Genomic DNA, 25,415 nt, shown 5'->3' with positions numbered 1-25,415 from the left:
GGCGTTAAGCGCCAGGGTCAGATAACATAACGTAAAATAACGTCTTTCGCCCTGTTGTTGCAAAACCTGGAGTCTACGTGTCTGAAAATTGCCCATGCTGCAGCGGATTGCAGTATAGCCTATGTTGCGGCCGCTATCTAAGTGGCGAGCAAATCCCTCCCAGCCCGGAAGCCCTGATGCGCTCGCGCTATACGGCGTACTCCCGGCATGACGTCGATTATTTACTGGCGAGCTGGCACAGTACGCACCGCTCTCCCCAACTGCGCCAGGCATTATCTGAAAGTTTTTCTCAGACCGTCTGGCAAGGTCTGAGAATTGTCGCCTGCGAGGCTGGCACCCATGTTAATGAAGCTTATGTGACATTTTTTGCGCGTTATAGCGAAAACGATCGTTCAGGGGCCGTTTATGAACGCTCGCGCTTTGTCCGCGAGGATCAACGCTGGTACTATATTGACGGAACCGCACCACAGGTGGGTCGTAATGACCGCTGTCCCTGTGGCTCCGAAAAAAAATACAAAAAGTGTTGCGGCCAGTAATGCTGGTGCCGTTCAGATTCACTGCTATCCCGCTTCGACAGGATTGATAACTCATGCAAGCGCAGAATTTACAACGTAAAGTACTACGAACTATTTGCCCTGACGCCAAGGGCCTTATCGCTAAGATCACTAATATTTGCTACAAGCACGAGCTCAACATCGTGCAAAACAATGAGTTTGTCGATCATCGCACCGGGCGCTTTTTTATGCGCACCGAACTGGAAGGGATTTTTAACGATACGACGCTGTTGGCGGATCTTGATAGCGCGCTCCCACAGGGTTCGGTACGTGAGCTGCAATGCGCCGGACGACGTCGCGTGGTCATTTTGGTGACCAAAGAGGCGCACTGCCTTGGCGACTTACTGATGAAAAGCGCTTTCGGCGGGCTGGATATGGAAATTGCCGCGGTTATTGGCAATCACGATACGCTGCGTTCGCTGGTTGAGCGTTTCGATATACCTTTCGTTCTTGTTAGTCACGAAGGCCTGACGCGTGAAGAGCATGATAATAAGATGGCGGAGCAGATCGATTGCTATCAACCTGATTATGTGGTGCTGGCAAAATATATGCGCGTACTGACGCCAGCCTTTGTGCAACGTTACCCGAATCAGATTATTAATATTCATCACTCGTTCCTGCCGGCATTTATTGGCGCGCGTCCTTATCACCAGGCGTATGAACGCGGGGTGAAAATTATCGGCGCTACCGCGCACTACGTAAATGACAACCTGGATGAAGGCCCGATCATCATGCAGGACGTGATTAACGTTGATCACAGCTACACGGCGGAAGAGATGATGCGTGCGGGACGCGACGTAGAAAAAAATGTGTTAAGTCGGGCGCTGTATAAAGTGCTGGGACAACGCGTTTTTGTTTATGGCAATCGCACGATTATTCTGTAGGTTAAGCTTTGACGGCGCCGGTTGTTCAACAAACCGGCGGCGTGGGTAAAAAAACGGCGAACGAACCGCTTTTTTTCCTGGGGCGCTTTACAGCATCGTTTCATTTGTTATGATGCGCCCCGCTTTCAGGCAATATTGTCCTGACCCGTGGTGGGATTCCCGAGCGGCCAAAGGGAGCAGACTGTAAATCTGCCGTCACAGACTTCGAAGGTTCGAATCCTTCTCCCACCACCACTCTTCTGTTTTATAGCAGAGGCGTAAAGCCAACCGGCATTGCCGGTAAGTTTTATGAACAAGTCTGGCGTCACCGTGCGTGACTGAATGCCGAAAGCGACAATTATCATTGACCTGTTTTATCTGGTGGGATTCCCGAGCGGCCAAAGGGAGCAGACTGTAAATCTGCCGTCACAGACTTCGAAGGTTCGAATCCTTCTCCCACCACCATCCTTACCTGTCTCTCCTTTTTAAAACCCATTTGCACGCTGTCATCATCAATATATCTCTGTTAACATCCTGCCATCTTTTTACAGCGCAGTTACGGCAATATGAAATTCATCTCATTTAATATCAATGGGCTACGTGCTCGCCCTCATCAGCTTGAAGCCCTTATTCAGCAGCATAATCCTGACGTCATCGGTCTGCAGGAAACCAAGGTTCATGATGATATGTTTCCGCTGGAAGATGTCAGCAAGCTGGGTTATCACGTCTTTTATCATGGACAGAAAAGCCATTACGGCGTAGCCCTGTTGACGCGTGAGATGCCGCTTATGGTTCAGCGTGGTTTTCCTGATGATGAAGAGGCGCAGCGCCGTCTGATTATCGCGCAAATCCCCGCGCCGTCCGGAAATATTACCGTGATTAACGGCTACTTCCCGCAGGGCGAAAGCCGCGACCATCCGACAAAATTCCCGGCGAAGGAAAAATTTTACCGCGATCTGCAAAGCTATCTGGAAACCCGCCTGACGGCGGACGATCGCGTTTTAATTATGGGCGATATGAATATCAGCAGCAGCGATCTGGATATTGGTATCGGTGAAGATAGCCGCAAGCGCTGGCTACGTACCGGTAAATGTTCTTTCCTGCCGGAAGAGCGGGAATGGATGGATCGTTTGCTTAACTGGGGGCTGGTCGATACCTGGCGCGCCGCTAACCCTGACTGCGCCGATCGCTTTTCCTGGTTTGATTACCGCTCGAAAGGTTTTGATGATAATCGTGGTCTGCGTATCGATCTGCTGCTGGCCACGCGAACGCTGGCAGAGCGCTGTATCGATACCGGCATTGACTACCAGATCCGTGGTATGGAAAAGCCGTCCGATCACGCTCCGATTTGGGCTGAGTTCAGGCTTTAAACAGCAGGCGTTGCGACGATTATCGCAACGCCCGTTTTTATTTCACGATACGCCAGATCAGGTTATTCGTGCCCAGCGATTTTTCATCGCGTACGCACTGAAGCAGCACCCCTTCCGCCTTAACCACCGCGCCCTCGGTATAGCTACGATTTTCATAGATACAGCAACGCAAACAGGGCGGATTCTGCGAGCGGTTTTGTCCCTGCGTCCAGACTTCCGGCGGCATATCGACCACCACATCGCTGTTCATACCGCTCTGATTATTGCCGCTGTTATAATCATGCCGTTGTGCCTGCGCTGCCGTGCTTAACAGCAACGCCAGCATGACTCCCCATACCAGCTTCATTATTCAGTCTCCTTTGCCTTCGCCTTTTTCGTACGACGTTTATGGTTCCCGGCGGGTGCCGCTACGCCCCGAAAGGCGCGCGCCGAGCTTTGCTGACGCGCCAGCGCAATCAGGTCATGCAGCGTCGCGACCAGCGGCTGCATAAAATCCTGATAGCGACAGGCTTTTTCACTGATTTTCGTCAGCGTCGATTCCCACTGAGCCGTCATATCGGGACGCGCGGCCATTTCCGGCAGAGAGTGGATTAACGCCCTGCCCGCTTCGGTCGCGTGAATATAACGGCCCTTCTTGATCAGGAATGCGCGCCGGAACAGCAGCTCAATAATGCCGGCCCGTGTCGCTTCCGTTCCTAAACCATCGGTCGCACGCAGGATTTTCTTTAAATCTTTATCCTGCACAAAGCGGGCAATGCCGGTCATGGCGGATAACAGCGTTGCATCGGTAAACGGACGCGGCGGCTGCGTTTGTTTTGCCGCGATTTCCCCTTTTTCACACAGCAGCTCGTCGCCCTTCGCCACTACCGGCAGCGGCGTACCGTCATTCTCTTCATCCCGCTCTTTACTGCCCAGCAGCGCACGCCAGCCCGCCTCGGCGAGAAAACGCGCTTTGGCGATAAACTTGCCGCCAGCTATATCCAGCTCAATGACGCATTTACGGTAAACCGCATCCGGGCAAAACTGCATCAGATACTGACGTGCAATCAGTCCGTAAATACTGGCTTCATTATCGGTCAGACGTATGGCGCTGCTGCGAGCAGTTGGAATGATGGCATGGTGAGCATCCACCTTTTTATCATCCCAGCAGCGATTTTTACGGTTGGTATCAAAATCAGCCGGGGTTTTCATCTCCGGCTGATGGACGCTAATCGCGTTTAATACCGCATGGCGTCCAGCGAAATGCTCATCCGGCAGATAACGGCTGTCGGAGCGCGGATAGGTAATCAGCTTATGGGTTTCGTACAGACGCTGACAGGTATCCAGCACCGTCTGGGCGCTCAGGCCGAAACGTCTGGCCGCTTCAATCTGCAGGCTGGAGAGTGAGAACGGCAGCGGCGCGGTATCGTTTTCCCGCTTATCCTGATAGCCGGTCACCCGCGCGGGCTGGCCGCCGATGCGCGCCAGCACATGTTCCGCCAACGGACGATACAGCAGCCTTCCCTCTTCATCCTGCCAGGGTTCGCAGGCATCGCTGGGCTGCCAGAGCGCCACAAATCGCTCTTCTTTTGGCGTGACGATATGCGCTTTTACCTCAAAATAATCTTTCGGTATAAAGTTCTCGATATCTTCATCGCGCCGCACAACCAGCCCCAATACCGGCGTCTGTACGCGCCCTACCGACAGGACGCCATCGTAACCCGCATTTCGGCCCAGCAGGGTCCAGGCGCGGGTCATATTGATGCCGTATAGCCAGTCAGCGCGCGCGCGCGCCAGCGCCGATACGCACAGCGGAATAAACTCTTTATTTTGCCGGAGACGGTTAATGGCGCGCTCTACGGCCTGGGGATTGAGATCGTTAATCAGGCAGCGCTGAACGTTCTCTCGTTTGGCGGCGGGCAGCGCCAGATAATCCAGCACTTCATCCACCAGCAGCTGCCCTTCGCGATCGGGGTCGCCGGCGTGGATCACTTCATCAGCCTGTTCCAGCAGTTTTTTAATTACGTTTAGCTGTTTCGCCACGGAAGGACGCGGCTGCAGACGCCATTTCTCCGGCACGATAGGCAGGTCAGCCAATGACCAGCGCGCATAGCGGCTGTCATAGCTGTCGGGCTGGGCCTGTTCTAACAGGTGCCCCACGCACCAGGTAACCATCTGATCGTTTCCACAGGCGATATAACCATCACCACGACGATGCGGCTTCGGCAGCACATCGGCAATGGCGCGGGCCAGGCTTGGCTTTTCAGCAATAAACAGGCGCATTAATGGGGCAAAGCTCTCTTAAGACAAGATAGTAGAACGCCGGCTTTAGCCAGCATCAGGCCGCTCGCGCTGACAGAGAGCGGCCGTCTATGTTAGCGCGTTCGCTCTGGCGTGATAAGCCATCCCTGCAGCGGAGCGGATAAAAAGCAGGATAATCAACCTATCCTGCCAAAATAAAGGCGCGCGGTCTGTCAGAAATAACTGACAAAGGGAGCGGTATCAGGAGGTAAAACTGTGGTTGCAGATTTTAGCTGCGGCGTGCCGAGATAGAGAAAGCCTACAATCGCATCCTGCTCGCGGCAGTTAAACGCCGCTCTTACCGCGTCGTTCTCCGTCCAGGCTCCGCTGCGCCAGATACCGTTAAAACCCTGCGCGGCGGCGGCCATCTGCATCGCCATTACCGCACAGCCCGCCGATAACAGCTGTTCCCGGCGCGGCACTTTATGATGCTCAACGCAGTGCGCAACCACGGTAATAATCATCGGCGCACGAAACGGAGACTGCTTCGCCTTTTCAATGGCTTTATCATCCATCTCACCATCACGCGCAGCCTGCTCCAGCAGCGCGCTAAAACGCTCAAGGCCCTGCTTTTCGATAATATGAAAGCGCCAGGGCTGTAACGTACCGTGATCCGGCGCGCGCATACCGGCGCGTATAATATTATCCAGCGCTTCACCCTGCGGCGCAGGCGCGGCTAAACGCGATGCGGAACGACGATTAACCAGTAAATCCAGTGCATCCATGGATGCCTCCACCTAATGATTAGCATTCACTGCAAACTAGCACAGACTGACGTTTTGTTACAGCCACGTACGATTTCCTGCTGACATTTACCCGGAGGCTCTTTAGGATGTGGATGAAATTTTGGCAGAAAAGCTGTTTTTCTGCGCTCTGTCTGGTGATTAGGGAGAAAACATGCGCACGTTGTGGCGAATCATAACCGGCTTTTTTAAATGGACATGGCGGGTGCTGAACTTTGTTCGTGAATGCATCCTCAACTTATTTCTTATCTTTTTGCTGCTGGTTGGCATAGGGATCTGGCTACAGATTAAAAGCGCCAGCGCACCGGCGGAAGTACCGCGTGGCGCGCTGAAAGTCGATCTTTCCGGCGTGGTGGTTGATAAGCCTTCGGTCAGTAATAAGCTCAGCAAAATTGGCCGTCAGCTGTTGGGCGCCAGCAGCGATCGTCTGAAAGAGAATTCGCTTTTTGACGTGGTTGCGGCGATCCGTCAGGCCAAAGAGGATGAGAAGATCACCGGTATCGTGCTGGACCTGCGTAATTTTGCCGGGGCCGACCAGCCTTCCCTGCAGTATATCGGCAAAGCGCTGCGTGAGTTCCGCGACAGCGGCAAGCCGATTTATGCCCGCGGCGACAGCTATAGCCAGGCGCAATACTATCTTGCCAGCTACGCCAATAAAATTTACCTCGCACCGCAGGGCACGGTCGATCTACACGGATTCGCGACCAATACGCTTTATTACAAAAGCCTGCTCGACAAGCTGAAGGTGAATTCACACGTTTTCCGCGTCGGCACCTATAAATCTGCGGTCGAACCTTTCCTGCGCGATGATATGTCGCCGGCGGCCCGTGAAGCCGACAGCCGTTGGGTAGGCGAACTGTGGCAAAACTACCTGAATACCGTGGCCGCCAACCGTCAGATTAGCGTACAGCAGCTTTTCCCAGGCGCGCAGGGGCTGCTGAGCGGCTTGCAAAAAACCGGCGGTGATACGGCGCTGTATGCGAAAGAGAATAAACTGGTGGATCAGCTGGCGACCCGTGCCGAAACCGATCGGCTGTTTACCAAACAGTTTGGCTGGGATAAGGAAGATCAGGATTACAACGCCATCAGCATTTATGATTATCCGGTGAAAGATACCAGCTCGCAGAACGGCAACGTCGCGGTCATCCTGGCTACCGGCGCCATTATGGACGGTGAGGAAACGCCAGGTTCCGTCGGCGGTGATACCACCGCTGCGCAGATCCGCCAGGCGCGGCTCGATCCGGCGATTAAAGCGATCGTTTTCCGGGTGAACAGCCCTGGCGGCAGCGTAACCGCCTCGGAAGTGGTACGTCAGGAGCTGGCGGCAGCACGCGCGGCCGGTAAGCCCGTCGTGGTTTCCATGGGCGGGATGGCGGCCTCAGGCGGCTACTGGATCTCAACTCCGGCTAATTACATTATTGCCAGCCCAGCGACGCTGACCGGCTCGATTGGCATTTTCGGCGTGATTAATACGGTAGAGAACTCGCTGGATGCGATCGGCGTGCATACCGACGGCGTAGCGACCTCGCCGCTGGCGGACGTTGCCAGTACGAAGGCGTTGCCAACGGAAGTGCAACAGATGATGCAGCTTAGTATTGAAAACGGCTATCACAACTTTATCGGCCTGGTGGCGAAAGCGCGGCAGAAAACGCCTGAACAGATCGATCGCATCGCACAGGGTCATGTCTGGACCGGCGAAGATGCTAAAGCTAATGGTCTGGTCGATGCGTTGGGTGATTTTGATGATGCCATCGCCAAAGCGGCAGAACTGGCGAAGCTGAAAGATGTACAGCTGAACTGGTTTGCCGATGAACCCGCCTTTATCGATATGGTGCTGGGTCAGATGGACGCTTCGGTACAGGCCATACTGCCCGCTACGCTGAAAGCCTGGCTACCTGCGCCGATGGTGGATGTGGTCAGCGCAATGAAGCAGCAGCCGGGCCTGGTGGGAACGCTGAACGATCCGCAAAACCGTTACGCTCTCTGCCTGACCTGCAGCGAAGTGCGCTAACTTTTCAGCCCGATCGGCGTTGTTGCTGGTCGGGCTGCTCTTCCCTGGGCTTTACCGTATACTTCAGTTTTACCGCAAAGCTGAGTCGCTTTTCATGCAAAAAAAATCCATTTACGTTGCCTATACCGGCGGAACGATCGGTATGCAGCGCTCAGAACAAGGTTACATTCCGGTTTCCGGTCACCTTCAGCAGCAGCTGGCGGCAATGCCGGAATTCCATCGCCCGGAAATGCCCAACTTTACCATTCACGAGTACCAGCCGCTGATCGACTCTTCTGATATGACGCCGCAGGACTGGCAGGCTATTGCTGACGATATTCGGCAAAATTATGCGCTGTACGATGGCTTTGTCATTCTGCACGGCACCGACACCATGGCATTTACCGCCTCGGCGCTCTCATTTATGCTGGAAAATCTGGCGAAGCCGGTTATTGTGACAGGGTCACAAATCCCGCTGGCGGAACTGCGTTCTGATGGGCAGCAAAACCTGCTTAATGCGCTCTTCGTTGCGGCCAACTATCCGGTTAAGGAAGTGACGTTATTTTTTAACAATACGCTTTTCCGTGGTAACCGCACCACCAAAGCCCATGCGGATGGCTTTAACGCTTTTGCCTCGCCTAATCTGCCGCCGCTGCTGGAAGCGGGTATTCATATCCGTCGCCTGAATACGCCTGCCGCGCCGCAGGGCGAAGGCGAGCTGATGGTCCATCCCATTACTCCGCAGCCTATCGGAGTCGTTACCATTTATCCGGGGATTTCAGCAGAGGTTGTGCGTAACTTTCTGCGTCAGCCGGTAAAAGCGCTGATTTTGCGCTCTTACGGCGTGGGTAATGCGCCGCAAAACGCGGAGTTCCTTGCTGAGCTGCGGGCGGCTTCCGAACGCGGAATTGTGGTGGTTAACCTCACGCAATGTATGTCGGGCAAGGTGAATATGGGCGGCTACGCTACCGGTAATGCCCTCGCGCATGCCGGCGTGATCGGCGGCTTCGATATGACGGTAGAGGCCACCCTGACCAAACTGCACTATTTGCTCAGCCAGCCGTTAAGCTGCGATGAAGTGCGTCAGCTGATGCAGGTAAATCTGCGGGGCGAACTAACCTCTGATAACTGATAGCGGAATCTATTATGACCCAGGCTCTGATCCTTATCGATTTGCAGAATGATTTTTGTCCAGGCGGTGCGCTGGCAGTGGCCGACGGCGACGCGACTATTGCCGTCGCCAATCAGCTGGCCGAGGCGTTTCATCAGCGCGGCGAACCGGTTATTGCAACGCAGGACTGGCACCCGGCCAACCACGGCAGCTTTGCCTCGGTTTCCGGTGAAGCGGTAAACACTCAGGGCGAGCTGAACGGCCTGCCACAGATCTGGTGGCCCGATCATGCTGTCCAGCACAGCCGGGGCGCTGATTTTCATCCGGCACTTAACCGTGCTCTGATCGATAAGATATTTCATAAAGGTGAGCAGCCTGATATTGATAGCTACAGCGCCTTTTTTGATAACGGTCACCGTCGTCAGACCGGGCTGGACGCCTGGCTACGTCAGCAGGGCGTTACCCGGCTGGTGATGATGGGATTAGCGACAGACTACTGCGTAAAATTTAGCGTACTGGACGCGCTGCAATTGGGGTACGAGGTTGAGGTGATTGCTGAAGGCTGCCGCGGCGTTAACTTACAGCCACAGGACAGCGCTCAGGCATTAGCGGATATGGCGTCAAGCGGCGCGCTGATCCGCCAGTAACATAATTATCCTGCCGTTATGGCGGGATAATTATTGCAGGGTGATACGAGTGACGCTGTCACCAATGCCGAACTCTTCTTTCAGTTCGCGTTTCGAACGGGTGACCAGTTCTCCGCCCGCCCCGATACTCATGTGCTGTGGCTGATGGTTATGATGCGCCTGCCACAGCATAACCAGCTGCATGCAATGCTCTTTTTGCTCTTCCGTTAGCGCCACGCCGTCTGGCCATTTTCCGATTTCCACTGCCGTTACCAGACGCTGATAAATATCGGGGGTCATGGCTTCGACCATCGCATTGAGTTCAGGTTTCATCGATTTAACCTTTAATCTGATTGCCATCATTATCGCTAAAACTTAGCGAGGCTGAATTAACACAGTAGCGTTCGCCGCTCGGCTGAGGACCATCGGGAAAGACGTGACCAAGGTGAGAGTCGCAGCTGCCGCAGCGAATTTCGATCCGATGCATTCCGTGTGAATTATCTTCCAGATAGTGAATCGCATCTTCGCGATAAGGCTGATAAAAGCTGGGCCAGCCGCAGCCGGAGTCATATTTGGTTTCCGATAAAAACAACGGCGCATTACAAACCAGGCAGTGATAGATGCCTTCCGCTTTATTGTGCAACAGCGCGCCGCTAAACGGCGGTTCCGTGCCCCGCTGCTGCGTGACATAGAGTTGCATTTCACTAAGCTGGTTATCAGGCGTACGATCGTTCAGTTCTTTAGCCATTTTCATTGTCTCTGGCAGTGTCATTCTGGAAAAATCGGCTAGTATTCTAACAAACAGTTAACAAGAACAGCTTAATATTTTGTGCTTGGCGAGTTTTGTGAGTGGCCTAACCGCCAAATTGTGATGCAGATCACTTTCCAGCCGAGGCAGGCCTTTATATTCGGTGATCGAGACGTAAAACTCTTACCGGGGAATAGTCGCGGAAGCGGATTTTTACCGGTAAATCCGCTATCACCGGATTGATTTGTCGCAATAATTGACACGATTCCGCTTGACGCCTGGTAAGGATTTTGTAATTTTACAGGCAACCTTTTATTCACTAACAAATAGCTGGTGGAATATATGACTATCAAAGTAGGTATTAACGGTTTTGGTCGTATCGGTCGCATCGTTTTCCGTGCTGCGCAGCAGCGTTCTGACGTTGAAATCGTTGCAATCAACGATCTGCTGGACGCGGAATACATGGCGTACATGCTGAAATATGACTCAACGCACGGCCGCTTCGATGGCACCGTTGAAGTACAGGACGGCGCGCTGATCGTAAACGGCAAAAAAATCCGTGTTACCTCTGAAAAAGACCCGGCTAATCTGAAGTGGGACGAAGTCGGTGTGGACGTAGTAGCAGAAGCAACCGGTATCTTCCTGACCGACGAAACTGCACGTAAACACATCGCTGCTGGCGCGAAAAAAGTGGTAATGACCGGCCCGTCTAAAGATGATACCCCGATGTTTGTTCGCGGCGCTAACTTTGACAAATATGCTGGCCAGGACATCGTTTCCAACGCATCCTGCACCACCAACTGCCTGGCGCCGCTGGCTAAAGTCATCAACGACAAATTCGGTATCGTTGAAGGCCTGATGACCACCGTTCACGCTACCACCGCTACGCAGAAAACCGTTGATGGCCCGTCTCATAAAGACTGGCGCGGCGGCCGCGGCGCTGCTCAGAACATCATCCCGTCTTCTACTGGCGCAGCTAAAGCCGTAGGTAAAGTACTGCCGGAACTGAACGGTAAACTGACCGGTATGGCGTTCCGCGTTCCGACTCCGAACGTATCCGTCGTTGACCTGACCGTGCGTCTGTCTAAGCCTGCTTCTTACAAAGAAATTTGTGAAGCAATCAAAGCCGCTTCTGAAGGCGACATGAAAGGCGTTCTGGGTTACACCGAAGATGCCGTGGTTTCTACCGATTTCAACGGCGAAACCCTGACTTCCGTATTCGATGCCGCTGCCGGTATCGCACTGAACGACAACTTCGTGAAACTGGTTTCCTGGTATGACAACGAAACCGGCTACTCTCACAAAGTTCTGGATCTGGTCGCGCTGGTTGCTTCTAAATAAGTAACGGTGACAGACTAAGCTTAGAGGGCGACTACGGTCGCCCTTTTTTATCGTCTGAATTCCAGCAAGGTAACATCATGACCGAAAAAATCTTTTCGCTTCCCGTGGTAAACCAGATCTCCCCTTACCTTAGCCAACGACAGATCGGTGAGCTGCCGGTTATTGTCGTTAACCATCCGAAAGTGCGCGCGGCTATTACTCTGCAGGGCGCACAGCTTATCGCCTGGCAGCCAAACGACGAAAAACCGGTTATTTGGCTAAGTGAAAAAACGGCGTTTAACCACGGTAAAGCGATTCGCGGCGGCGTGCCGATCTGCTGGCCCTGGTTTGGCCCGGCTGGTCAACCGGCACACGGTTTTGCGCGTAATCAGCCCTGGACGCTGTCTGCTCACGATGAAAATAATGACAACGTCCTGCTGACGCTGGTGCTGGAAAGCAATGAACAGACCAAAGCGTTGTGGCCGCATGATTTCACTTTAATTGCGCGCTTCCGCCTGGGCGAACATTGCGAAATCGAACTGGAAGCTCACGGTGAATACCAGGCGACCTGCGCCCTGCACAGCTATTTTAACGTGGCGGATATTCAGCAGGTGGAGGTCAGCGGTCTGGGCCCGCACTTTATCGATAAAGTTAAAGGCGGCGAACAGGGAACCTCTGCTGACGGTAAACAGCGTTATGCCGGACAGGTCGATCGTATTTATACACAGCCGGAAGATTGCAGCCTGATCCACGATAAATCCGGGCAGCGCGTGCTTGAGGTTTACCACCATTACCATAGCGATGTGGTTACCTGGAATCCGGGCGTGGAATTATCCTGCAGCATGGGCGATATGGCGAACGATGGCTTTCAAACCATGGTTTGTGTAGAAACGGCACGTATCAACGCGCCAATGAAAAGCGCGCCAGAACAGCCGGCACGCCTTGCCACCACCTTCCGCCTGCGTAAAAAGCGCCAGATAACGTAACGCGGGGAAACTTGCTCATAGCCTGAGGCCGGACAATCGCCCGGCCTGTCTGTTTGCTTCGTCAGACAACGTCCAGCGGCTGTTTACTTTGCGGCGGCGGAAACAGCAGATCGATTTGCCGCAGATGCGTCTCATCTAACGTTACCGTTAACGCGGCACCATTTTCACGCACGTGGCTAATGCTGCTGGCCTTGGGAATAGCCATCACGCCAGGGTGACGAATCACCCACGCTAAAAGCAGCTGCGCTACGCTAATCCCCAGCTGGTGGGCCATCTCGCTCAGTTCGGGGTTTGTCATTAAATCACGACGCAAACGTCCCGCCTGGGCCAGCGGACAATAGGCCATAATCGGCAGCTGGCGCTGACGACAGGCAGGCAGCAGATCGAACTCAATGCCGCGCGAGGCGAGATGATACAGCACCTGGTTAGCCGCGCAGGCACCGCCGCCTGGCTCTTGCCAAAGCTCCTGCATATCGTCGCAGTCAAAATTAGAAACGCCCCAGCGGCGGATTTTCCCCTGCTGCTGAAGCTTTTCCATCGCGCGGATCGTCTCTTCAAGGGGAACATTACCGCGCCAGTGCAACAGATAGAGATCGAGGTAATCGGTTTTCAGACGCTTCAGGCTGCGTTCACAGGCTTCCACCGCATCAACGTCACCGGCATTCCAGGGATAAAACTTCGAAACCAGCCAGGCGCGATCGCGCCTTCCTTGTAGCGCCTCGCCAACGACCTCCTCTGCCCCGCCGTCCGCATACATTTCAGCGGTATCGATCACCGTTAAACCGCATTCCAGCCCTGCCTGTAAGGCAGCAACCTCCTGCTGACGTCGATCGGCTTTTTCGCCCATATACCAGGTGCCCTGGCCGATGGCCGGCAGCGTCAGATCTTCAGCAAATTGTATACTTTTGCCCATCTTTCCTCCTTTATACAGCGGGCGCACCAGCCAGGCGCAACGGAGCGGTAACCGCCCCGTCTTAGCGTAGAGGCTTAAAAGCTATAGCTGATACCGGCCCAGGTCGTCAGTTGAGAATTCTTATCGACCATCGGGCTATCGTTGATCTCATCAGCCAGTCGCGTGTAGCGCGCATAGATGCTGGTATTCCAACGCTCGGTCAGGCGATAGTTGGCGCTTAGCTCAAGGTAAGGGCTCCAGCTGTCATCGGGCTGATAGCGACGGATGCCGGTGCGCGCCGCTTCATGACCGGAAACGCCATAGTAATAACGGTTCTGATTAGCGCTGGTCCAGGTCGCGCCAATGCCAGGCGCCAGGCTGAACTTCCCGAAGTCAAAGCGATAGAGGTAGGTTAGATCCCAGATAATACCGTCACTTTTGCCCAGCACATCGCCAAGCAGATTGGTACGCACAATACCCCAGTCAGCCAGGTGACGATACTCCAGACCGGCTAACAGCGTCATGCGGCGCTCATCCAGCCCTTTCATCGCGCCCAGATCGTTATCATCCGGATCGTACCGCTGTGCCGAACCGACCAGGGTCACGGAAAGCTGGTCCTGTTGATCTTTCCACAGGTAATAACCGCCCTGCAGCGTACGCAACCAAAAGCTGTCGCTTTCATAGTTGATTACCGGCAGCGGCAGATAACGATCCTGGCCACCTTTATAGGGGCTTTGCGCATACGCGATTGACGCACCCAGCGTGAGCGGAGAAGTCTGTTCTGCCTGGACAGTGCCACCAAGAGGTAAAAGCAAAGCAAGCGCGCTAATTTTGAAACGGTTCACAATATATTTCTTCCATAAATATAACAATTGAAGGCGTATTTTAACGCCATTGTATAGCAGGTTTAAACCTTAATACATTTTGACATATTTGAAGGAAAGAACGGCTCACTTTGCTGAGATCGCTCTCCGCTTATTTACAAAATCGTCTCAGGCCGCGCCCTGCAAGGGCAATGCTTATTACCGGCCCTACTTTCCCGTTGAAATTAAATAGCATTAAAGAAAATTTCTGAAATGCCATCTACAGTTAAAAGTAACCTATGAGATTCATTCGAGCAGAGTAACCATTACAGTTGTGTACCCCGATAAAAATACATCAGGTTGGCATAAGGGTTGCTGTACTCCTAAGAGAATAACTTCCGGAAGCTGATACACCTTTTATAACGCTTCCATTACCTGTGCTAAAAACGAAAGGACGGGCATCGCTATGAATATATTCGATCACTATCGTCAGCGTTATGAAGCTGCCAAGGACGAAGAGTTCACACTGCAGGAATTTCTGGTTACCTGTAAGCAGGATCGCAGTGCATACGCCAACGCGGCAGAAAGACTATTGATGGCCATCGGTGAGCCAGTCATGGTCGATACTGCCCAGGAGCCTCGCCTTTCCCGACTGTTCTCAAATCGTGTCATTGCACGTTATCCGGCCTTCGAAGAGTTTTATGGGATGGAGGAAGCGATTGAACAAATCGTTTCTTACCTGAAACATGCGGCTCAGGGTCTGGAAGAGAAAAAACAGATCCTGTATCTGTTGGGCCCGGTTGGCGGCGGTAAATCCTCGCTCGCCGAACGCTTAAAGTCGCTGATGCAGCGCGTACCTATTTATGTATTGAGCGCTGACGGCGAACGTAGCCCGGTTAACGACCATCCGCTGTGCCTGTTTAACCCACAGGAGGATGCCAACATTCTTGAAAAAGAATATGGCGTGCCGCGCCGTTACCTGGGCACCATTATGTCGCCATGGGCGGCAAAACGGCTGCATGAGTTCGGCGGCGATATTACCCGTTTTAAAGTTGTTAAGGTCTGGCCGTCGATTCTGGAACAGTTGGCCATCGCTAAAACCGAACCGGGTGATGAGAATAACCAGGATATTTCCGCACTGGTCGGTAAGGTAGATATTCGTAAGCTGGAAAACCACGCGCAAAACGATCCCGATGCCTACGGCTATTCCGGGGCGTTGTGCCGTGCCAACCAGGGCATTATGGAGTTCGTAGAGATGTTTAAAGCGCCTATCAAGGTGCTGCATCCGCTGTTAACCGCAACTCAGGAAGGGAACTACAACGGTACGGAAGGTATCTCCGCCCTGCCGTTTAACGGCATTATTCTGGCGCACTCCAACGAATCGGAATGGGTGCAGTTCCGCAACAACAAAAACAATGAGGCGTTCCTTGACCGTGTTTACATCGTTAAGGTGCCCTATTGCCTGCGCGTCTCGGAAGAGATCAAGATTTACGAAAAACTGCTTAACCACAGCGAGCTGACGCACTCTCCTTGTGCGCCGGGCACGCTGGAAACGCTGGCTCGCTTCTCGATTCTTTCACGTCTGAAAGAGCCGGAAAACTCCAGTATTTACTCAAAAATGCGCGTCTACGATGGGGAAAGCCTGAAGGATACCGATCCGAAAGCAAAATCGTATCAGGAATACCGCGATTATGCCGGCGTGGACGAAGGGATGAACGGGCTGTCAACGCGCTTCGCGTTTAAAATCCTGTCGCGGGTATTTAACTTCGATCATACCGAAGTTGCGGCTAACCCGGTTCATCTGTTCTACGTACTGGAACAGCAGATTGAACGCGAGCAGTTCCCGCAGGAATTGTCCGAGAAGTATCTGGAATTCCTGAAGGGGTATCTGATCCCTAAATACGCAGAGTTTATCGGTAAAGAGATCCAGACCGCCTACCTGGAATCCTATTCGGAATATGGTCAGAACATTTTCGACCGCTACGTTACCTATGCGGATTTCTGGATTCAGGATCAGGAGTATCGCGATCCGGATACCGGTCAGCTGTTCGATCGCGAAGCGCTGAATGCCGAACTGGAGAAAATTGAGAAGCCAGCCGGTATCAGTAATCCTAAAGATTTCCGCAACGAAATCGTCAACTTTGTGCTGCGTGCCCGCGCCCAGAACAGTGGACGTAATCCTAACTGGACCAGCTATGAGAAGCTTCGCACGGTAATTGAGAAGAAAATGTTCTCCAATACCGAAGAGCTGCTGCCGGTTATCTCTTTTAACGCGAAAACGTCAACCGACGAGCAGAAGAAACATGATGATTTTGTCGACCGCATGATGGAAAAAGGCTACACCCGCAAGCAGGTTCGTCTGCTGTGCGAATGGTACCTGCGCGTGCGCAAATCATCATAAGTTAAGGCGTACCAGCCTATAAACGTAACGGAAGCGATAGTAAAGCGGTCGGACATTATGTCCGACCCTGCTTGCAACGTTGTTTGGGGGAGCTATGGCCTATTTTATCGATCGGCGGCTGAACGGCAAAAATAAAAGCGCGGTAAACCGTCAGCGTTTTTTACGCCGCTACAAGTCGCAAATCAAACAGTCGATCTCCGAGGCCATCAATAAACGTTCGGTTACCGACGTTGAGAGTGGTGAATCTGTTTCTATTCCGGTAGATGACATTCATGAACCTGTTTTCCACCAGGGACGCGGCGGCACCCATCATCGCGTTCATCCCGGTAACGATCATTTTGTGCAGAACGACCGCGTAGAGCGGCCTCAGGGCGGCGGTGGCGGCGGAGGTAGCGGTCAGGGCAACGCCAGCCAGGATGGCGAAGGTCAGGATGAATTTGTTTTTCAAATCTCGAAGGATGAATATCTCGATCTGCTGTTTGAGGATCTGGCGTTGCCCAACCTGCGTAAAACGCAGCAGCGGCAGATGAATGAATATAAGACGCATCGCGCTGGCTTTACCTCTAACGGCGTGCCCGCCAACATCAGCGTTGTACGCTCGCTGCAAAATTCGCTGGCACGGCGTACCGCGATGACCGCAGGTAAACGCCGCACGTTACATGATCTGGAGGAAACCCTGCTGGCGGTGGAAAATACGGAGCCGGCTCAGCTGCTGGAAGAAGAACGGCTGCGCAAAGAGATCGCTGAGCTACGGGCGCGTATCAAGCGGGTTCCCTTTATTGATACCTTTGACCTGCGTTACAAAAACTTTGAAAAACGACCGGAGCCGTCCAGCCAGGCGGTAATGTTTTGTTTGATGGACGTGTCAGGATCCATGGATCAGGCCACCAAAGACATGGCAAAACGCTTCTATATTTTGCTGTATCTGTTTCTGAGCCGTACCTATAAAAATGTGGAGGTGGTTTACATCCGCCATCATACCCAGGCGAAGGAAGTCGATGAGCAGGAGTTTTTCTATTCGCAGGAGACCGGCGGCACCATTGTGTCCAGCGCGTTAAAGCTGATGGATGAGGTGGTAAAAGAGCGCTACGATTCGACGCAGTGGAATATTTACGCCGCGCAGGCATCCGACGGCGATAACTGGGCTGATGACTCACCGCTGTGCCATGAAATACTGGCAAAAAATATTTTGCCGGTGGTGCGTTACTATAGCTATATCGAAATCACCCGCCGCGCTCATCAAACGCTGTGGCGCGAATATGAGCATCTTCAGGCCTCGTTTGATAATTTTGCGATTCAGCATATCCGTGAACCGGAAGATATTTATCCGGTCTTCCGCGAGCTGTTTCATAAGCAGGCCAGTGAGGTGAGCTAATTCATTAATTAAATTAGACCGCTAAAACGTTAAAAAGCAGCCGCTTAGGGCTGCTTTTTTATTTAACCTGTTAACTTCTTAATAAAATAGCGAGGAAGTAACAACAACCCTGCAGCAAAAAGCATCTTTTCCATCCGTCAGCGCCATGCTGACGCCTTCGCCTGCCAACGCGCTATTTGAAGAAGCTGGCGGGATGGGTTTATCAGCGTTGTCCTTCGCAACCTGCCTGTCAGGCCGCAGCGCCTTTTGGCTGCGATGCAATATGACCGGCCCACAGGCTGGCAACCCACTTCACGCCTTTAGCCGTAAAGCGCGCCTGCGAAAACGCATGCTGGTTTTCGCCCACCCCGGAACGCAGAGTAAAGCGACCCGTGTTAATGTGCTGCTGATGTGGCGTAAGCGTACCGTTCATGCGGTACATAATATTACGCTCCAGCAGGAACTGGCGAAAATCGGGCTCTTTCACCTTCAGCATTTTGCACACCTGACGGAAGCCAAGCGACTCTTCTTCAACCGTCACATAGCGATCGAAGAATTCAGCCTTAGGGGCAAAAAGCGCCAGCTGCTGCTCTGCTTTCTGACGCTGCTCAAACTGTTCGGCCCAGGCACGCGCTGCTTCCGCAGGATTGGTGAAATCGGGCAGATGCGCCATTTTTTCCCGTTCCTGCCAGCGATCAAGCGCTTCGGCAGTAAAGGCCGGCGATAAACGTGCCACAGCCAGCACCGAGTCACGCTTGTTAAGACGATATTCCTGTCGTGTAGCGCCGTCAGCTTCGTAATCCCATGTGATTAACGGCTGTGACAAACGCTGCGCCGTTTCCAGACTTTTAATCAGACGTTTCACTTCACCATGGGTATTACCGGTCATCTCGGCGATTTCGCGGCTACTCATTGTGACGGATTGATGAAGAGCGTTCAGGCTCTCAGTAGAAATCATCATAGCTTCACCATTGACTTGCAAATAGCATCAGCCCCGTGAGGGAGTACAAATAGTATACGTATTACTGGTTTAATATCCAGTATTTTTTTTAATCGATTTTACTTTGTGCCATAACGCGAAAAACACAAATTTTTTGTCCTGCGGGCTGTGACAAGCTATTGATAAAGCATTATCTTTTGAAAGCGGTTATAGTGTAACTACGAGCGAAATCGCTTTTTGCCAACCGTTTTACAAGGAGAAAACGCCTTGAATGCCAGCACGATTTACAGTCTTTTTATTATTGGTTCCGTGCTGGTTGCATCAAGCATCCTACTCAGCGCCTTTTCTTCTCGTTTAGGTATTCCTATCCTGGTGATCTTCCTGGCGCTCGGTATGCTGACCGGCGTGGACGGTATCGGTGGCATCGCCTTTGATAACTATCCGCTCGCCTATATGGTCTCTAACCTTGCGCTGGCGGTTATCCTGTTGGATGGCGGCATGCGCACCCGCGCCTCTTCGCTACGCGTCGCGCTGGGTCCGGCATTATCGCTGGCAACGGTAGGCGTCATGATTACCGCCGGACTGACCGGGCTTGCCGCCGCCTGGCTGTTCCGGCTTGATATGATGCAGGGCTTTCTGATCGGCGCGATTATTGGCTCAACGGACGCCGCCGCCGTGTTTTCCCTGCTGGGCGATAAAGGGCTGAACGAACGCGTTAGCTCTACGCTGGAGATCGAATCCGGCAGCAACGATCCGATGGCGGTGTTCCTTACTATCACCCTGATTGAGATGATTCAGCAGGGAGAAACCGGTCTGAGCTGGATGTTTGTCGTCCATTTGATCCAGCAGTTTGGTTTAGGCATTGTGCTGGGGCTGGGCGGCGGCTGGGCGATACAGCAGCTGATCAATCGCATCTCTTTAGCCAATGGACTTTATCCGCTGCTGGCCGTCAGCGGCGGGATTTTGGTTTTCGCCCTGACCACCGTGCTGGAAGGCAGCGGTATTCTGGCGGTTTATCTGTGCGGCTTCCTGTTGGGAAATCAACCTATCCGCAACCGGCACGGCATTCTGCAAACCTTTGACGGGATGGCCTGGCTGAGCCAAATCGGTATGTTCCTGGTGCTGGGCCTGCTGGTGACGCCTTCCGATCTCTGGCATATCGCCGTACCGGCAATGATCCTTTCGCTCTGGCTGATTCTATTCGCCCGTCCGGTCTCCGTCTTTATCGGCCTGCTGCCCTTCCGCAGTTTTACCCTGCGTGAGCGCTTTTTCATCAGCTGGGTCGGTTTGCGCGGCGCGGTCCCCATTATTCTGGCGGTGTTTCCGATGATGGCTGGCCTGGAAAACGCCTCGCTGTTCTTTAATATCGCCTTTTTCGTGGTGCTGGTATCGCTGATGCTGCAGGGTACTTCGCTGAGCTTCGCCGCACGCAAAGCGAAAGTAATCGTTCCTCCCACCGCTTCGCCGATTAGCCGCGTAGGGCTCGATATTCATCCGGAAAACCCCTGGGAGCAGTTTGTTTATCAGTTAAGTGCCGATAAATGGTGCGTCGGCGCGGCGCTGCGCGATTTGCAAATGCCGCGTGAAACCCGTATCGCCGCCCTGTTTCGTCAGAATGTGCTGATGCATCCAACCGGCAATACCCGCCTGCGTGAAGGCGATGTACTGTGCGTTATTGGCCGCGAGCGTGACTTGCCCGCTCTTGGTAAGCTGTTCAGCCAGTCGCCGCCGGTGGCGCTCGACCAGCGCTTTTTCGGCGACTTTATTCTTGATGCTGACGCACGGCTGCGCGACGTGGCGCAAATCTATGGCCTGGATCTGGATGAAGATACCAACGATCAGCAATCGCTGGGGCAGCTGATTTTGGGCATGCTCAGCGGCGCGCCGGTGGTTGGCGATCAGGTTGAGTGGAATCATCTGATCTGGACCGTGGCGGAAAAAGAAGATAACCAGGTGATCAAAATCGGCGTGCGAATGCCGGAAGATAAAGAATAATCCTGGCCTGACGGCCTCGAATTTTTTGCCAGAGCGGCTAAGCTTAAAGTTCACGTCTTTCCTGGAGGGAAATAACCCATGGGTCATGTAGTCAAAATTGGTCGCTACGAGATTATTGATGCAGATCTGAATGCTGAACCGGCTGATACCATCAGCATTCCCTGTCAAACCAATCCCGGTCTCAGCTACCAGCTTGACGGCTGGGATGAAGAAACCAGCGTTCCCGCATGGATTGACGGCCAGCCGGTTGATCTGGAGATCGGTCATTATGATAAACAGCAGGATCGCTGGGTTTTGAAAAAACCGGCCTGATACGCTAAAGGAGCAGCGCCCCGACTGCTCCTGATTTTATTACTTTTTCCTTTTCTTTTTCGTCGCATCTCTCTACGCTGTGCAGTTCAAAAATATCGGATAACAACTTCCCTGATGCAAAAATTTACCTTTTTGTTGCTTAGCCTGGTGCTGCTGGCACCGCTGGGCATCGATCTCTATTTACCTACGCTGCCGGATATTGCCCAGGGCCTGGCAACGCCGGTCGCCACGGTGCAAACCACCATTCCCATTTTTCTTCTGGTCATGGGGCTGGGGCAAATTATCGCCGGGCCGCTGGTAGATAACTTTGGCCGTAAGCCTGTCGCCATGGTGGGTCTGGTGCTTTATATCTGCGGCAGCGTCCTCGCCGCCTGTGCTTTAAACTGGCCGATGTTTTTGCTGGCGCGCCTGGTACAGGGCTGCGCCGTTTGTTGTACCGCCGTGGTCGCCTTTAGCGGCGTACGCGATCGGCTGGCCGGTGATGAAGCGGCGCGCGCCTACGGCTTTCTTAACGGCGCGCTAAACATCGTACCGGCGCTGGCTCCGATGCTGGGCGGTTTTCTGGCCGAAGCTTTTGGCTGGCGCGCGCCCTTCTGGTTCCTGGTGTGCTATGCGCTGTTTATCAGCGTGCTGATTGCTTTTCTGTTACCGGAAACACGCCCTGCCGACACGCGCAAAGTCAAAGGCCTGCCGCTGCGTCAATATGGTGCCATTTTGCGCCAGCCACGTTTTCTCGCTTTTGCCTTCGCCAACGCGGGCGCGCTGGGAATGGTATTAACTTACGTCTCGCTGGCGCCGCATGTACTGATGACGGAGGGCGGCCTTAGCGCTTTACAGTTTTCCATCGCCTTCGGTGCGAACGGCTTCTGGATTATGCTGGTAAGCATTCTGGTTAATAAAATGATCCGCAAAGTGGGACGTCCGGTTTGTCTGGCGCTGGGAGCGCTGGCGATGCTGCTGGGCGCGCTGCTGCTGTTTGCGGGTGAACAGCTGTTTTCTGCCGCGGTGCAAACTCACTGGGCGCTCTATATGCTGCCGGTAGCCGTTTCCGTGGCGGGTCTTGCCTTTACGGTTGGACCGGCCACCAGCTACGCGCTGGAGCCTTATCAGCAGCAGGCTGGCGTCGCCTCTGCGCTGGCAGGTTTTATTCAGATGGCGGGCGGCTCGTCGGCCGGACTGTTAATGATGGCGCTGCCGCTGGCGGAAAAAGATGCGCTGGCGCTGATGATGCTGACAGGCGCAGCGCTCACGTTTCTGGCATGGCGCTGCAGTAAAAAAATGCGCGGCTCGCTGACCGCGCTGTAAGCTATAACACTTCAACCGGTACCCGCGGCGCAAGGGCACACATCAGCTCATAGCCAACGGTTCCGGCACTGCTCGCCACCTCGTCGATTTTCACCCGATCGCCCCACAGTTCCACTTTGGTGCCGATTCCAGCCTGCGCACAGGGGGTTAAATCAACCATCATCATATCCATCGATATTGCGCCGAGAGTCCTGGTGCGCACGCCGTCAATCACTACCGGCGTACCGGTTGGCGCATGGCGCGGATAGCCATCCGCATAGCCGCAGGCCACGACCCCAATGCGCTGTTCCGCAGCGGCATGATAGCGATAGCCATAACCCACGCCAGCGCCGGACCTGAGCTGCTGAATACCAATAATCTCGCTGGTCAACGACATGGCAGGTTTTAGTCCGCTCCCGGCAATATCCTGCCATTGTCCGCTCGGCGAAGCGCCATAAAGGATGATCCCAGGCCGTACCCAGTCGAAATGCGCTTCCGGATGCCAGAGCGTAGCCGCCGAATTAGCCAGAGAACGCCGGCAGTTCAGTCCTTCCGCCGCCAGTTCAACCTGTTTCAAGGGTTCGATGATGCCCTCTTCTTTTTCCGCCTCGGCGAAATGGGTCATCAATGTCATCTCACCAACATTGTCCAGCGCACGCAGTTTTTCCCATACGTTATGCACCTGTTCAGGCATAAAGCCCAGCCGGTTCATTCCGCTATTCACTTTGACATAAATATCGAGCGGCGCGCTCAGCCGCGCTTTAGCCAACGCCTGGAGTTGCCAGTTACTGTGAACGCTGGTGGTCAGACGATAGCGATCCAGCAGTTCAAGCTCATCGCTGTGGAAAAATCCCTCCAGCAGCAGAATCGGTTTTTTCCAGCCCTGCTCGCGCAGCTGAATCGCCTCTTCCAGATTTAACAGCGCAAAACCATCCGTATCGCTCAGATGCTGCCAGATACGATCGATGCCATGACCATAGCCATTCGCTTTGACGACTGACCAGACACGGGATCGCGGCGCGGCGCGGCGCACAATTTCCAGATTTTGCCGCAGCGCAGCGCTATGAATGGTTGCGACAATCGGACGTGACATAACCTCTCCTTGTAACTCGTTAACGTGCAACGTTTGCGTTATGCAGTTGCGGGGGCGTTACCGGTGAATAACCAGGCAGATAACGTAGTACAGAAAGATCGTCTGCAGCAATCGCCGGTTTTTTTCCAGAGATAATATCAGAAAGCAGCTGTCCTGAACCGCACGCCATGGTCCATCCGAGCGTGCCGTGTCCGGTATTAAGGTAAAGATTCTTTAACGGCGTAGCCCCGACAATCGGTGTTCCGTCCGGTGTCATCGGGCGTAGCCCGGTCCAGAAGCTGGCCTGTTCAATATTGCCGCCGTTGGGATAAAGGTCGCGTACCACCATTTCCAGCGTCTCCCGCCGTGCCGGAAGCAGCCGGGTATTAAAGCCGACAATTTCCGCCATACCGCCGACGCGAATGCGCTGGTCAAAACGGGTGACCGCGACTTTATAGGTTTCATCCAGCACGGTGGAAACCGGCGCGCCAGCGTCATCCCGGACAGGAATGGTTAATGAATAACCTTTTAACGGATAAACCGGAATAGCAACGATGTCCGCCAGCAGCGCGGTGGAATAGGATCCGAACGCAATGACATAGCTGTCGGCGGTAATAACCTCAGCGCCGCATTTCACCCCGATAATGCGGTTGCCCTCGCGCAGCAGCCGATCCACTGGCGTATTAAAGCGAAAAGTTACGCCCGCCTCTGCCGCCATCTGCGCCAGCCGTTGCGTAAAAAGCTGACAATCGCCGGTTTCATCATTGGGTAAGCGCAGCCCGCCGGTCAGCTTATGACAGGTGGCCGCGAGTGCGGGTTCGACACTTGCCAGCTGATGCGCCTCCAGCAGTTCATAAGGCACCCCGGCCTCTTTCAGCACGGCAATATCCTTACTGGCGCTCTCATACTGCTGCGCGGTACGAAACAGCTGCAGCGTTCCGCCCTGGCGACCTTCATAGCCGATACCGGTTTGTTCCCGCAGCACTTTTATACAGTCGCGGCTGTATTCAGCAATGCGTACCATACGGCCTTTATTTTCCTGATAATGACGCATATCGCAGTTACGCAACATTTGCCACATCCATTCAAGCTGGAAACGGCTGCCGTCAAGGCGGATCGCCAGAGGAGCATGGCGCTGGAACATCCATTTAACCGCCTTTAACGGTACGCCCGGCGCAGCCCAGGGAGCCGCATAGCCTGGTGAAATCTGTCCGGCATTACCGGCGCTGGTCTCCTGTGCCGGGCCCGACTGACGATCGATAACCGTGACCTCATGACCTGCCTGCGCCAGATACCAGGCGCTGGCGACGCCGACAACTCCACTTCCCAGAATGACAACTCGCATAGCTCCCCCGAGGCAAACCTCTATAGAACAATCCACTAAGTCTTAGCTAACCCTATGGATGATAATTTTGCCGCATTTGCTTCAACATAGCGGTGACATATTTCACATCTTTTTTACCTTAGCGCTAAACAAAAACAAGATGCAGCTTAAATTTCAGTGGAAAATATTATTTTTAAAACAATAGCAGCAGCAAATGAGGATTGACCGGCTTAACCAGACAGCCGTCAGCAGATTCAACAGAGGTAATATAAAAACGATATAAACAGGATTTTATGCTGATAAGATTTTATATAAACGCATTATTCGTTATTTAAAATTTCATTTTTTATTGCCGCTTTATTTTGTATTGCAGTTTCAGGTTGCATTCCGGTTTCAGATGGAAAACAGTGAACTATCATTACAGTGTTCGCTCAGTTCTTTGGGCCT

At 53.4% G+C, this 25,415-nt stretch carries 23 protein-coding genes, 2 tRNA genes and 1 pseudogene; 15 read left to right on the top strand and 11 right to left on the bottom strand.

Features of this window, described 5'->3' with window-relative positions:
* Positions 1-77: 77 nt before the first annotated feature.
* From COO59_RS03150 to xthA, 5 genes are all read left to right on the top strand, one after another.
* Positions 78-536 (top strand): YchJ family protein, encoded by a 459-nt coding sequence (locus tag COO59_RS03150; protein WP_103058396.1) that lies wholly within the window; start codon positions 78-80, stop codon positions 534-536.
* Positions 537-589: 53 nt separating this feature from the next.
* Positions 590-1,438 (top strand): formyltetrahydrofolate deformylase, encoded by an 849-nt coding sequence (purU, locus tag COO59_RS03145; RefSeq protein WP_103058395.1) that lies wholly within the window; start codon positions 590-592, stop codon positions 1,436-1,438.
* Positions 1,439-1,587: 149 nt separating this feature from the next.
* A tRNA-Tyr gene (locus tag COO59_RS03140) sits at positions 1,588-1,672 on the top strand.
* A gap of 125 nt (positions 1,673-1,797) precedes the next feature.
* Positions 1,798-1,882: transfer RNA gene (locus COO59_RS03135), tRNA-Tyr, on the top strand.
* Positions 1,883-1,983: 101 nt separating this feature from the next.
* Complete coding sequence (gene xthA / locus COO59_RS03130; protein WP_103058394.1) at positions 1,984-2,787, top strand: exodeoxyribonuclease III; 804 nt, start codon at positions 1,984-1,986, stop codon at positions 2,785-2,787.
* A 37-nt stretch (positions 2,788-2,824) separates the two neighbouring features.
* Here xthA and COO59_RS03125 read toward each other — a convergent pair whose 3' ends face one another.
* The 3 genes from COO59_RS03125 to COO59_RS03115 form a co-directional block, all read right to left on the bottom strand.
* Positions 2,825-3,133 (bottom strand): YnjH family protein, encoded by a 309-nt coding sequence (locus tag COO59_RS03125; RefSeq protein WP_103058393.1) that lies wholly within the window; start codon positions 3,131-3,133, stop codon positions 2,825-2,827.
* Positions 3,133-5,049: a DNA topoisomerase III gene (locus COO59_RS03120; RefSeq protein WP_103058392.1), complete on the bottom strand. Its 1,917-nt coding sequence runs from the start codon at positions 5,047-5,049 to the stop codon at positions 3,133-3,135. Before COO59_RS03120 ends, COO59_RS03125 begins: the two co-directional genes overlap by 1 nt.
* Positions 5,050-5,240: 191 nt before the next feature.
* Positions 5,241-5,792 (bottom strand): NAD(P)H nitroreductase, encoded by a 552-nt coding sequence (locus tag COO59_RS03115; RefSeq protein ID WP_103058391.1) that lies wholly within the window; start codon positions 5,790-5,792, stop codon positions 5,241-5,243.
* A 172-nt stretch (positions 5,793-5,964) separates the two neighbouring features.
* Here COO59_RS03115 and sppA point away from each other — a divergent pair, with 172 nt between their 5' ends.
* From sppA to pncA, 3 genes are all read left to right on the top strand, one after another.
* Positions 5,965-7,821 (top strand): signal peptide peptidase SppA, encoded by a 1,857-nt coding sequence (gene sppA, locus COO59_RS03110; RefSeq protein WP_103058390.1) that lies wholly within the window; start codon positions 5,965-5,967, stop codon positions 7,819-7,821.
* Positions 7,822-7,915: 94 nt separating this feature from the next.
* Entirely contained in the window at positions 7,916-8,932 is a 1,017-nt protein-coding gene (gene ansA / locus COO59_RS03105; RefSeq protein WP_103058389.1) for an asparaginase, read from the top strand.
* A 14-nt stretch (positions 8,933-8,946) separates the two neighbouring features.
* Positions 8,947-9,558 (top strand): bifunctional nicotinamidase/pyrazinamidase, encoded by a 612-nt coding sequence (gene pncA, locus COO59_RS03100; RefSeq protein ID WP_103058388.1) that lies wholly within the window; start codon positions 8,947-8,949, stop codon positions 9,556-9,558.
* Positions 9,559-9,588: 30 nt separating this feature from the next.
* On the opposite strand, the gene COO59_RS03095 is transcribed toward pncA, so the two are convergent.
* On the bottom strand, positions 9,589-9,870 hold the full coding sequence (locus COO59_RS03095) for a YeaC family protein (RefSeq protein WP_103058387.1): 282 nt from the start codon (positions 9,868-9,870) through the stop codon (positions 9,589-9,591).
* A 4-nt stretch (positions 9,871-9,874) separates the two neighbouring features.
* Complete coding sequence (msrB, locus tag COO59_RS03090; protein ID WP_103058696.1) at positions 9,875-10,285, bottom strand: peptide-methionine (R)-S-oxide reductase MsrB; 411 nt, start codon at positions 10,283-10,285, stop codon at positions 9,875-9,877.
* 342 nt (positions 10,286-10,627) lie between these two features.
* Between msrB and gapA the strand changes: the two genes are divergently transcribed.
* Together gapA and COO59_RS03080 are read left to right on the top strand one after the other, a co-directional pair.
* Complete coding sequence (gapA, locus tag COO59_RS03085; RefSeq protein ID WP_103058386.1) at positions 10,628-11,626, top strand: glyceraldehyde-3-phosphate dehydrogenase; 999 nt, start codon at positions 10,628-10,630, stop codon at positions 11,624-11,626.
* Between the two features lie 77 nt (positions 11,627-11,703).
* Positions 11,704-12,591 (top strand): D-hexose-6-phosphate mutarotase, encoded by an 888-nt coding sequence (locus COO59_RS03080; RefSeq protein WP_103058385.1) that lies wholly within the window; start codon positions 11,704-11,706, stop codon positions 12,589-12,591.
* 61 nt (positions 12,592-12,652) lie between these two features.
* On the opposite strand, the gene COO59_RS03075 is transcribed toward COO59_RS03080, so the two are convergent.
* Both COO59_RS03075 and COO59_RS03070 read right to left on the bottom strand, forming a co-directional pair.
* Entirely contained in the window at positions 12,653-13,504 is an 852-nt protein-coding gene (locus tag COO59_RS03075; protein WP_103058384.1) for an aldo/keto reductase, read from the bottom strand.
* A 74-nt stretch (positions 13,505-13,578) separates the two neighbouring features.
* The gene (locus COO59_RS03070; RefSeq protein WP_103058383.1) at positions 13,579-14,328 is read right to left on the bottom strand and encodes a MipA/OmpV family protein; all 750 of its coding nucleotides are present in this window, start codon (positions 14,326-14,328) and stop codon (positions 13,579-13,581) included.
* Positions 14,329-14,752: 424 nt separating this feature from the next.
* Between COO59_RS03070 and yeaG the strand changes: the two genes are divergently transcribed.
* Together yeaG and COO59_RS03060 are read left to right on the top strand one after the other, a co-directional pair.
* Positions 14,753-16,687 (top strand): protein kinase YeaG, encoded by a 1,935-nt coding sequence (gene yeaG / locus COO59_RS03065; RefSeq protein ID WP_103058382.1) that lies wholly within the window; start codon positions 14,753-14,755, stop codon positions 16,685-16,687.
* Positions 16,688-16,781: 94 nt separating this feature from the next.
* Positions 16,782-18,062, top strand: coding sequence for a YeaH/YhbH family protein (locus COO59_RS03060; RefSeq protein WP_103058381.1), 1,281 nt, complete (start codon positions 16,782-16,784; stop codon positions 18,060-18,062).
* Positions 18,063-18,291: 229 nt separating this feature from the next.
* Here COO59_RS03060 and COO59_RS03055 read toward each other — a convergent pair whose 3' ends face one another.
* Positions 18,292-19,002: a phage antirepressor KilAC domain-containing protein gene (locus COO59_RS03055; RefSeq protein WP_103058380.1), complete on the bottom strand. Its 711-nt coding sequence runs from the start codon at positions 19,000-19,002 to the stop codon at positions 18,292-18,294.
* Positions 19,003-19,248: 246 nt separating this feature from the next.
* Between COO59_RS03055 and COO59_RS03050 the strand changes: the two genes are divergently transcribed.
* A complete protein-coding gene (locus tag COO59_RS03050) occupies positions 19,249-20,976 on the top strand; it encodes a potassium/proton antiporter (RefSeq protein WP_103058379.1) in 1,728 nt (575 codons plus the stop codon).
* Here the strand turns inward: COO59_RS03050 and COO59_RS21715 are convergent.
* A pseudogene (locus tag COO59_RS21715) lies at positions 20,917-21,063 on the bottom strand (hypothetical protein); the annotation flags it as partial. The gene COO59_RS03050 and the pseudogene COO59_RS21715 sit on opposite strands and share 60 nt — an antisense overlap.
* On the opposite strand from COO59_RS21715, the gene COO59_RS03045 reads away from it, so the two are divergent.
* On the top strand, positions 21,055-21,288 hold the full coding sequence (locus COO59_RS03045; protein WP_103058378.1) for a DUF1480 family protein: 234 nt from the start codon (positions 21,055-21,057) through the stop codon (positions 21,286-21,288). The pseudogene COO59_RS21715 and the gene COO59_RS03045 overlap by 9 nt on opposite strands.
* Before the next feature lie 114 nt (positions 21,289-21,402).
* Positions 21,403-22,593, top strand: coding sequence for a multidrug effflux MFS transporter (locus COO59_RS03040; protein WP_103058377.1), 1,191 nt, complete (start codon positions 21,403-21,405; stop codon positions 22,591-22,593).
* Between the two features lies 1 nt (position 22,594).
* Here the strand turns inward: COO59_RS03040 and dadX are convergent, their stop codons facing one another.
* Together dadX and COO59_RS03030 are read right to left on the bottom strand one after the other, a co-directional pair.
* The gene (gene dadX, locus COO59_RS03035; protein WP_103058376.1) at positions 22,595-23,665 is read right to left on the bottom strand and encodes a catabolic alanine racemase DadX; all 1,071 of its coding nucleotides are present in this window, start codon (positions 23,663-23,665) and stop codon (positions 22,595-22,597) included.
* Between the two features lie 19 nt (positions 23,666-23,684).
* Positions 23,685-24,989, bottom strand: a complete 1,305-nt coding sequence (locus tag COO59_RS03030; protein ID WP_103058375.1) for a D-amino acid dehydrogenase — start codon at positions 24,987-24,989, stop codon at positions 23,685-23,687.
* Positions 24,990-25,415 lie beyond the last annotated feature (426 nt).

The sequence above is a fragment of the Mixta theicola genome (assembly GCF_002895925.1).
GTDB lineage: Bacteria > Pseudomonadota > Gammaproteobacteria > Enterobacterales > Enterobacteriaceae > Mixta > Mixta theicola.
Note: the sequence above shows the minus strand (reverse complement) of the source record. Positions and strands in the feature narration are given on the sequence as shown.

What these genes read in the sequence shown, in the direction of transcription:
- yeaG (WP_103058382.1), top strand. Translation starts at nt 14,753, where the DNA reads ATGAATATATTCGATCACTATCGTCAGCGTTATGAAGCTGCCAAGGAC.
- dadX (WP_103058376.1), bottom strand. Translation starts at nt 23,665, where the DNA reads ATGTCACGTCCGATTGTCGCAACCATTCATAGCGCTGCGCTGCGGCAA.
- xthA (WP_103058394.1), top strand. Translation starts at nt 1,984, where the DNA reads ATGAAATTCATCTCATTTAATATCAATGGGCTACGTGCTCGCCCTCAT.
- COO59_RS03095 (WP_103058387.1), bottom strand. Translation starts at nt 9,870, where the DNA reads ATGAAACCTGAACTCAATGCGATGGTCGAAGCCATGACCCCCGATATT.
- COO59_RS03080 (WP_103058385.1), top strand. Translation starts at nt 11,704, where the DNA reads ATGACCGAAAAAATCTTTTCGCTTCCCGTGGTAAACCAGATCTCCCCT.
- COO59_RS03115 (WP_103058391.1), bottom strand. Translation starts at nt 5,792, where the DNA reads ATGGATGCACTGGATTTACTGGTTAATCGTCGTTCCGCATCGCGTTTA.
- pncA (WP_103058388.1), top strand. Translation starts at nt 8,947, where the DNA reads ATGACCCAGGCTCTGATCCTTATCGATTTGCAGAATGATTTTTGTCCA.
- COO59_RS03120 (WP_103058392.1), bottom strand. Translation starts at nt 5,049, where the DNA reads ATGCGCCTGTTTATTGCTGAAAAGCCAAGCCTGGCCCGCGCCATTGCC.
- COO59_RS03055 (WP_103058380.1), bottom strand. Translation starts at nt 19,002, where the DNA reads ATGATGATTTCTACTGAGAGCCTGAACGCTCTTCATCAATCCGTCACA.
- COO59_RS03075 (WP_103058384.1), bottom strand. Translation starts at nt 13,504, where the DNA reads ATGGGCAAAAGTATACAATTTGCTGAAGATCTGACGCTGCCGGCCATC.
- sppA (WP_103058390.1), top strand. Translation starts at nt 5,965, where the DNA reads ATGCGCACGTTGTGGCGAATCATAACCGGCTTTTTTAAATGGACATGG.
- COO59_RS03125 (WP_103058393.1), bottom strand. Translation starts at nt 3,133, where the DNA reads ATGAAGCTGGTATGGGGAGTCATGCTGGCGTTGCTGTTAAGCACGGCA.
- msrB (WP_103058696.1), bottom strand. Translation starts at nt 10,285, where the DNA reads ATGGCTAAAGAACTGAACGATCGTACGCCTGATAACCAGCTTAGTGAA.
- COO59_RS03030 (WP_103058375.1), bottom strand. Translation starts at nt 24,989, where the DNA reads ATGCGAGTTGTCATTCTGGGAAGTGGAGTTGTCGGCGTCGCCAGCGCC.
- gapA (WP_103058386.1), top strand. Translation starts at nt 10,628, where the DNA reads ATGACTATCAAAGTAGGTATTAACGGTTTTGGTCGTATCGGTCGCATC.
- ansA (WP_103058389.1), top strand. Translation starts at nt 7,916, where the DNA reads ATGCAAAAAAAATCCATTTACGTTGCCTATACCGGCGGAACGATCGGT.
- COO59_RS03060 (WP_103058381.1), top strand. Translation starts at nt 16,782, where the DNA reads ATGGCCTATTTTATCGATCGGCGGCTGAACGGCAAAAATAAAAGCGCG.
- purU (WP_103058395.1), top strand. Translation starts at nt 590, where the DNA reads ATGCAAGCGCAGAATTTACAACGTAAAGTACTACGAACTATTTGCCCT.
- COO59_RS03045 (WP_103058378.1), top strand. Translation starts at nt 21,055, where the DNA reads ATGGGTCATGTAGTCAAAATTGGTCGCTACGAGATTATTGATGCAGAT.
- COO59_RS03040 (WP_103058377.1), top strand. Translation starts at nt 21,403, where the DNA reads ATGCAAAAATTTACCTTTTTGTTGCTTAGCCTGGTGCTGCTGGCACCG.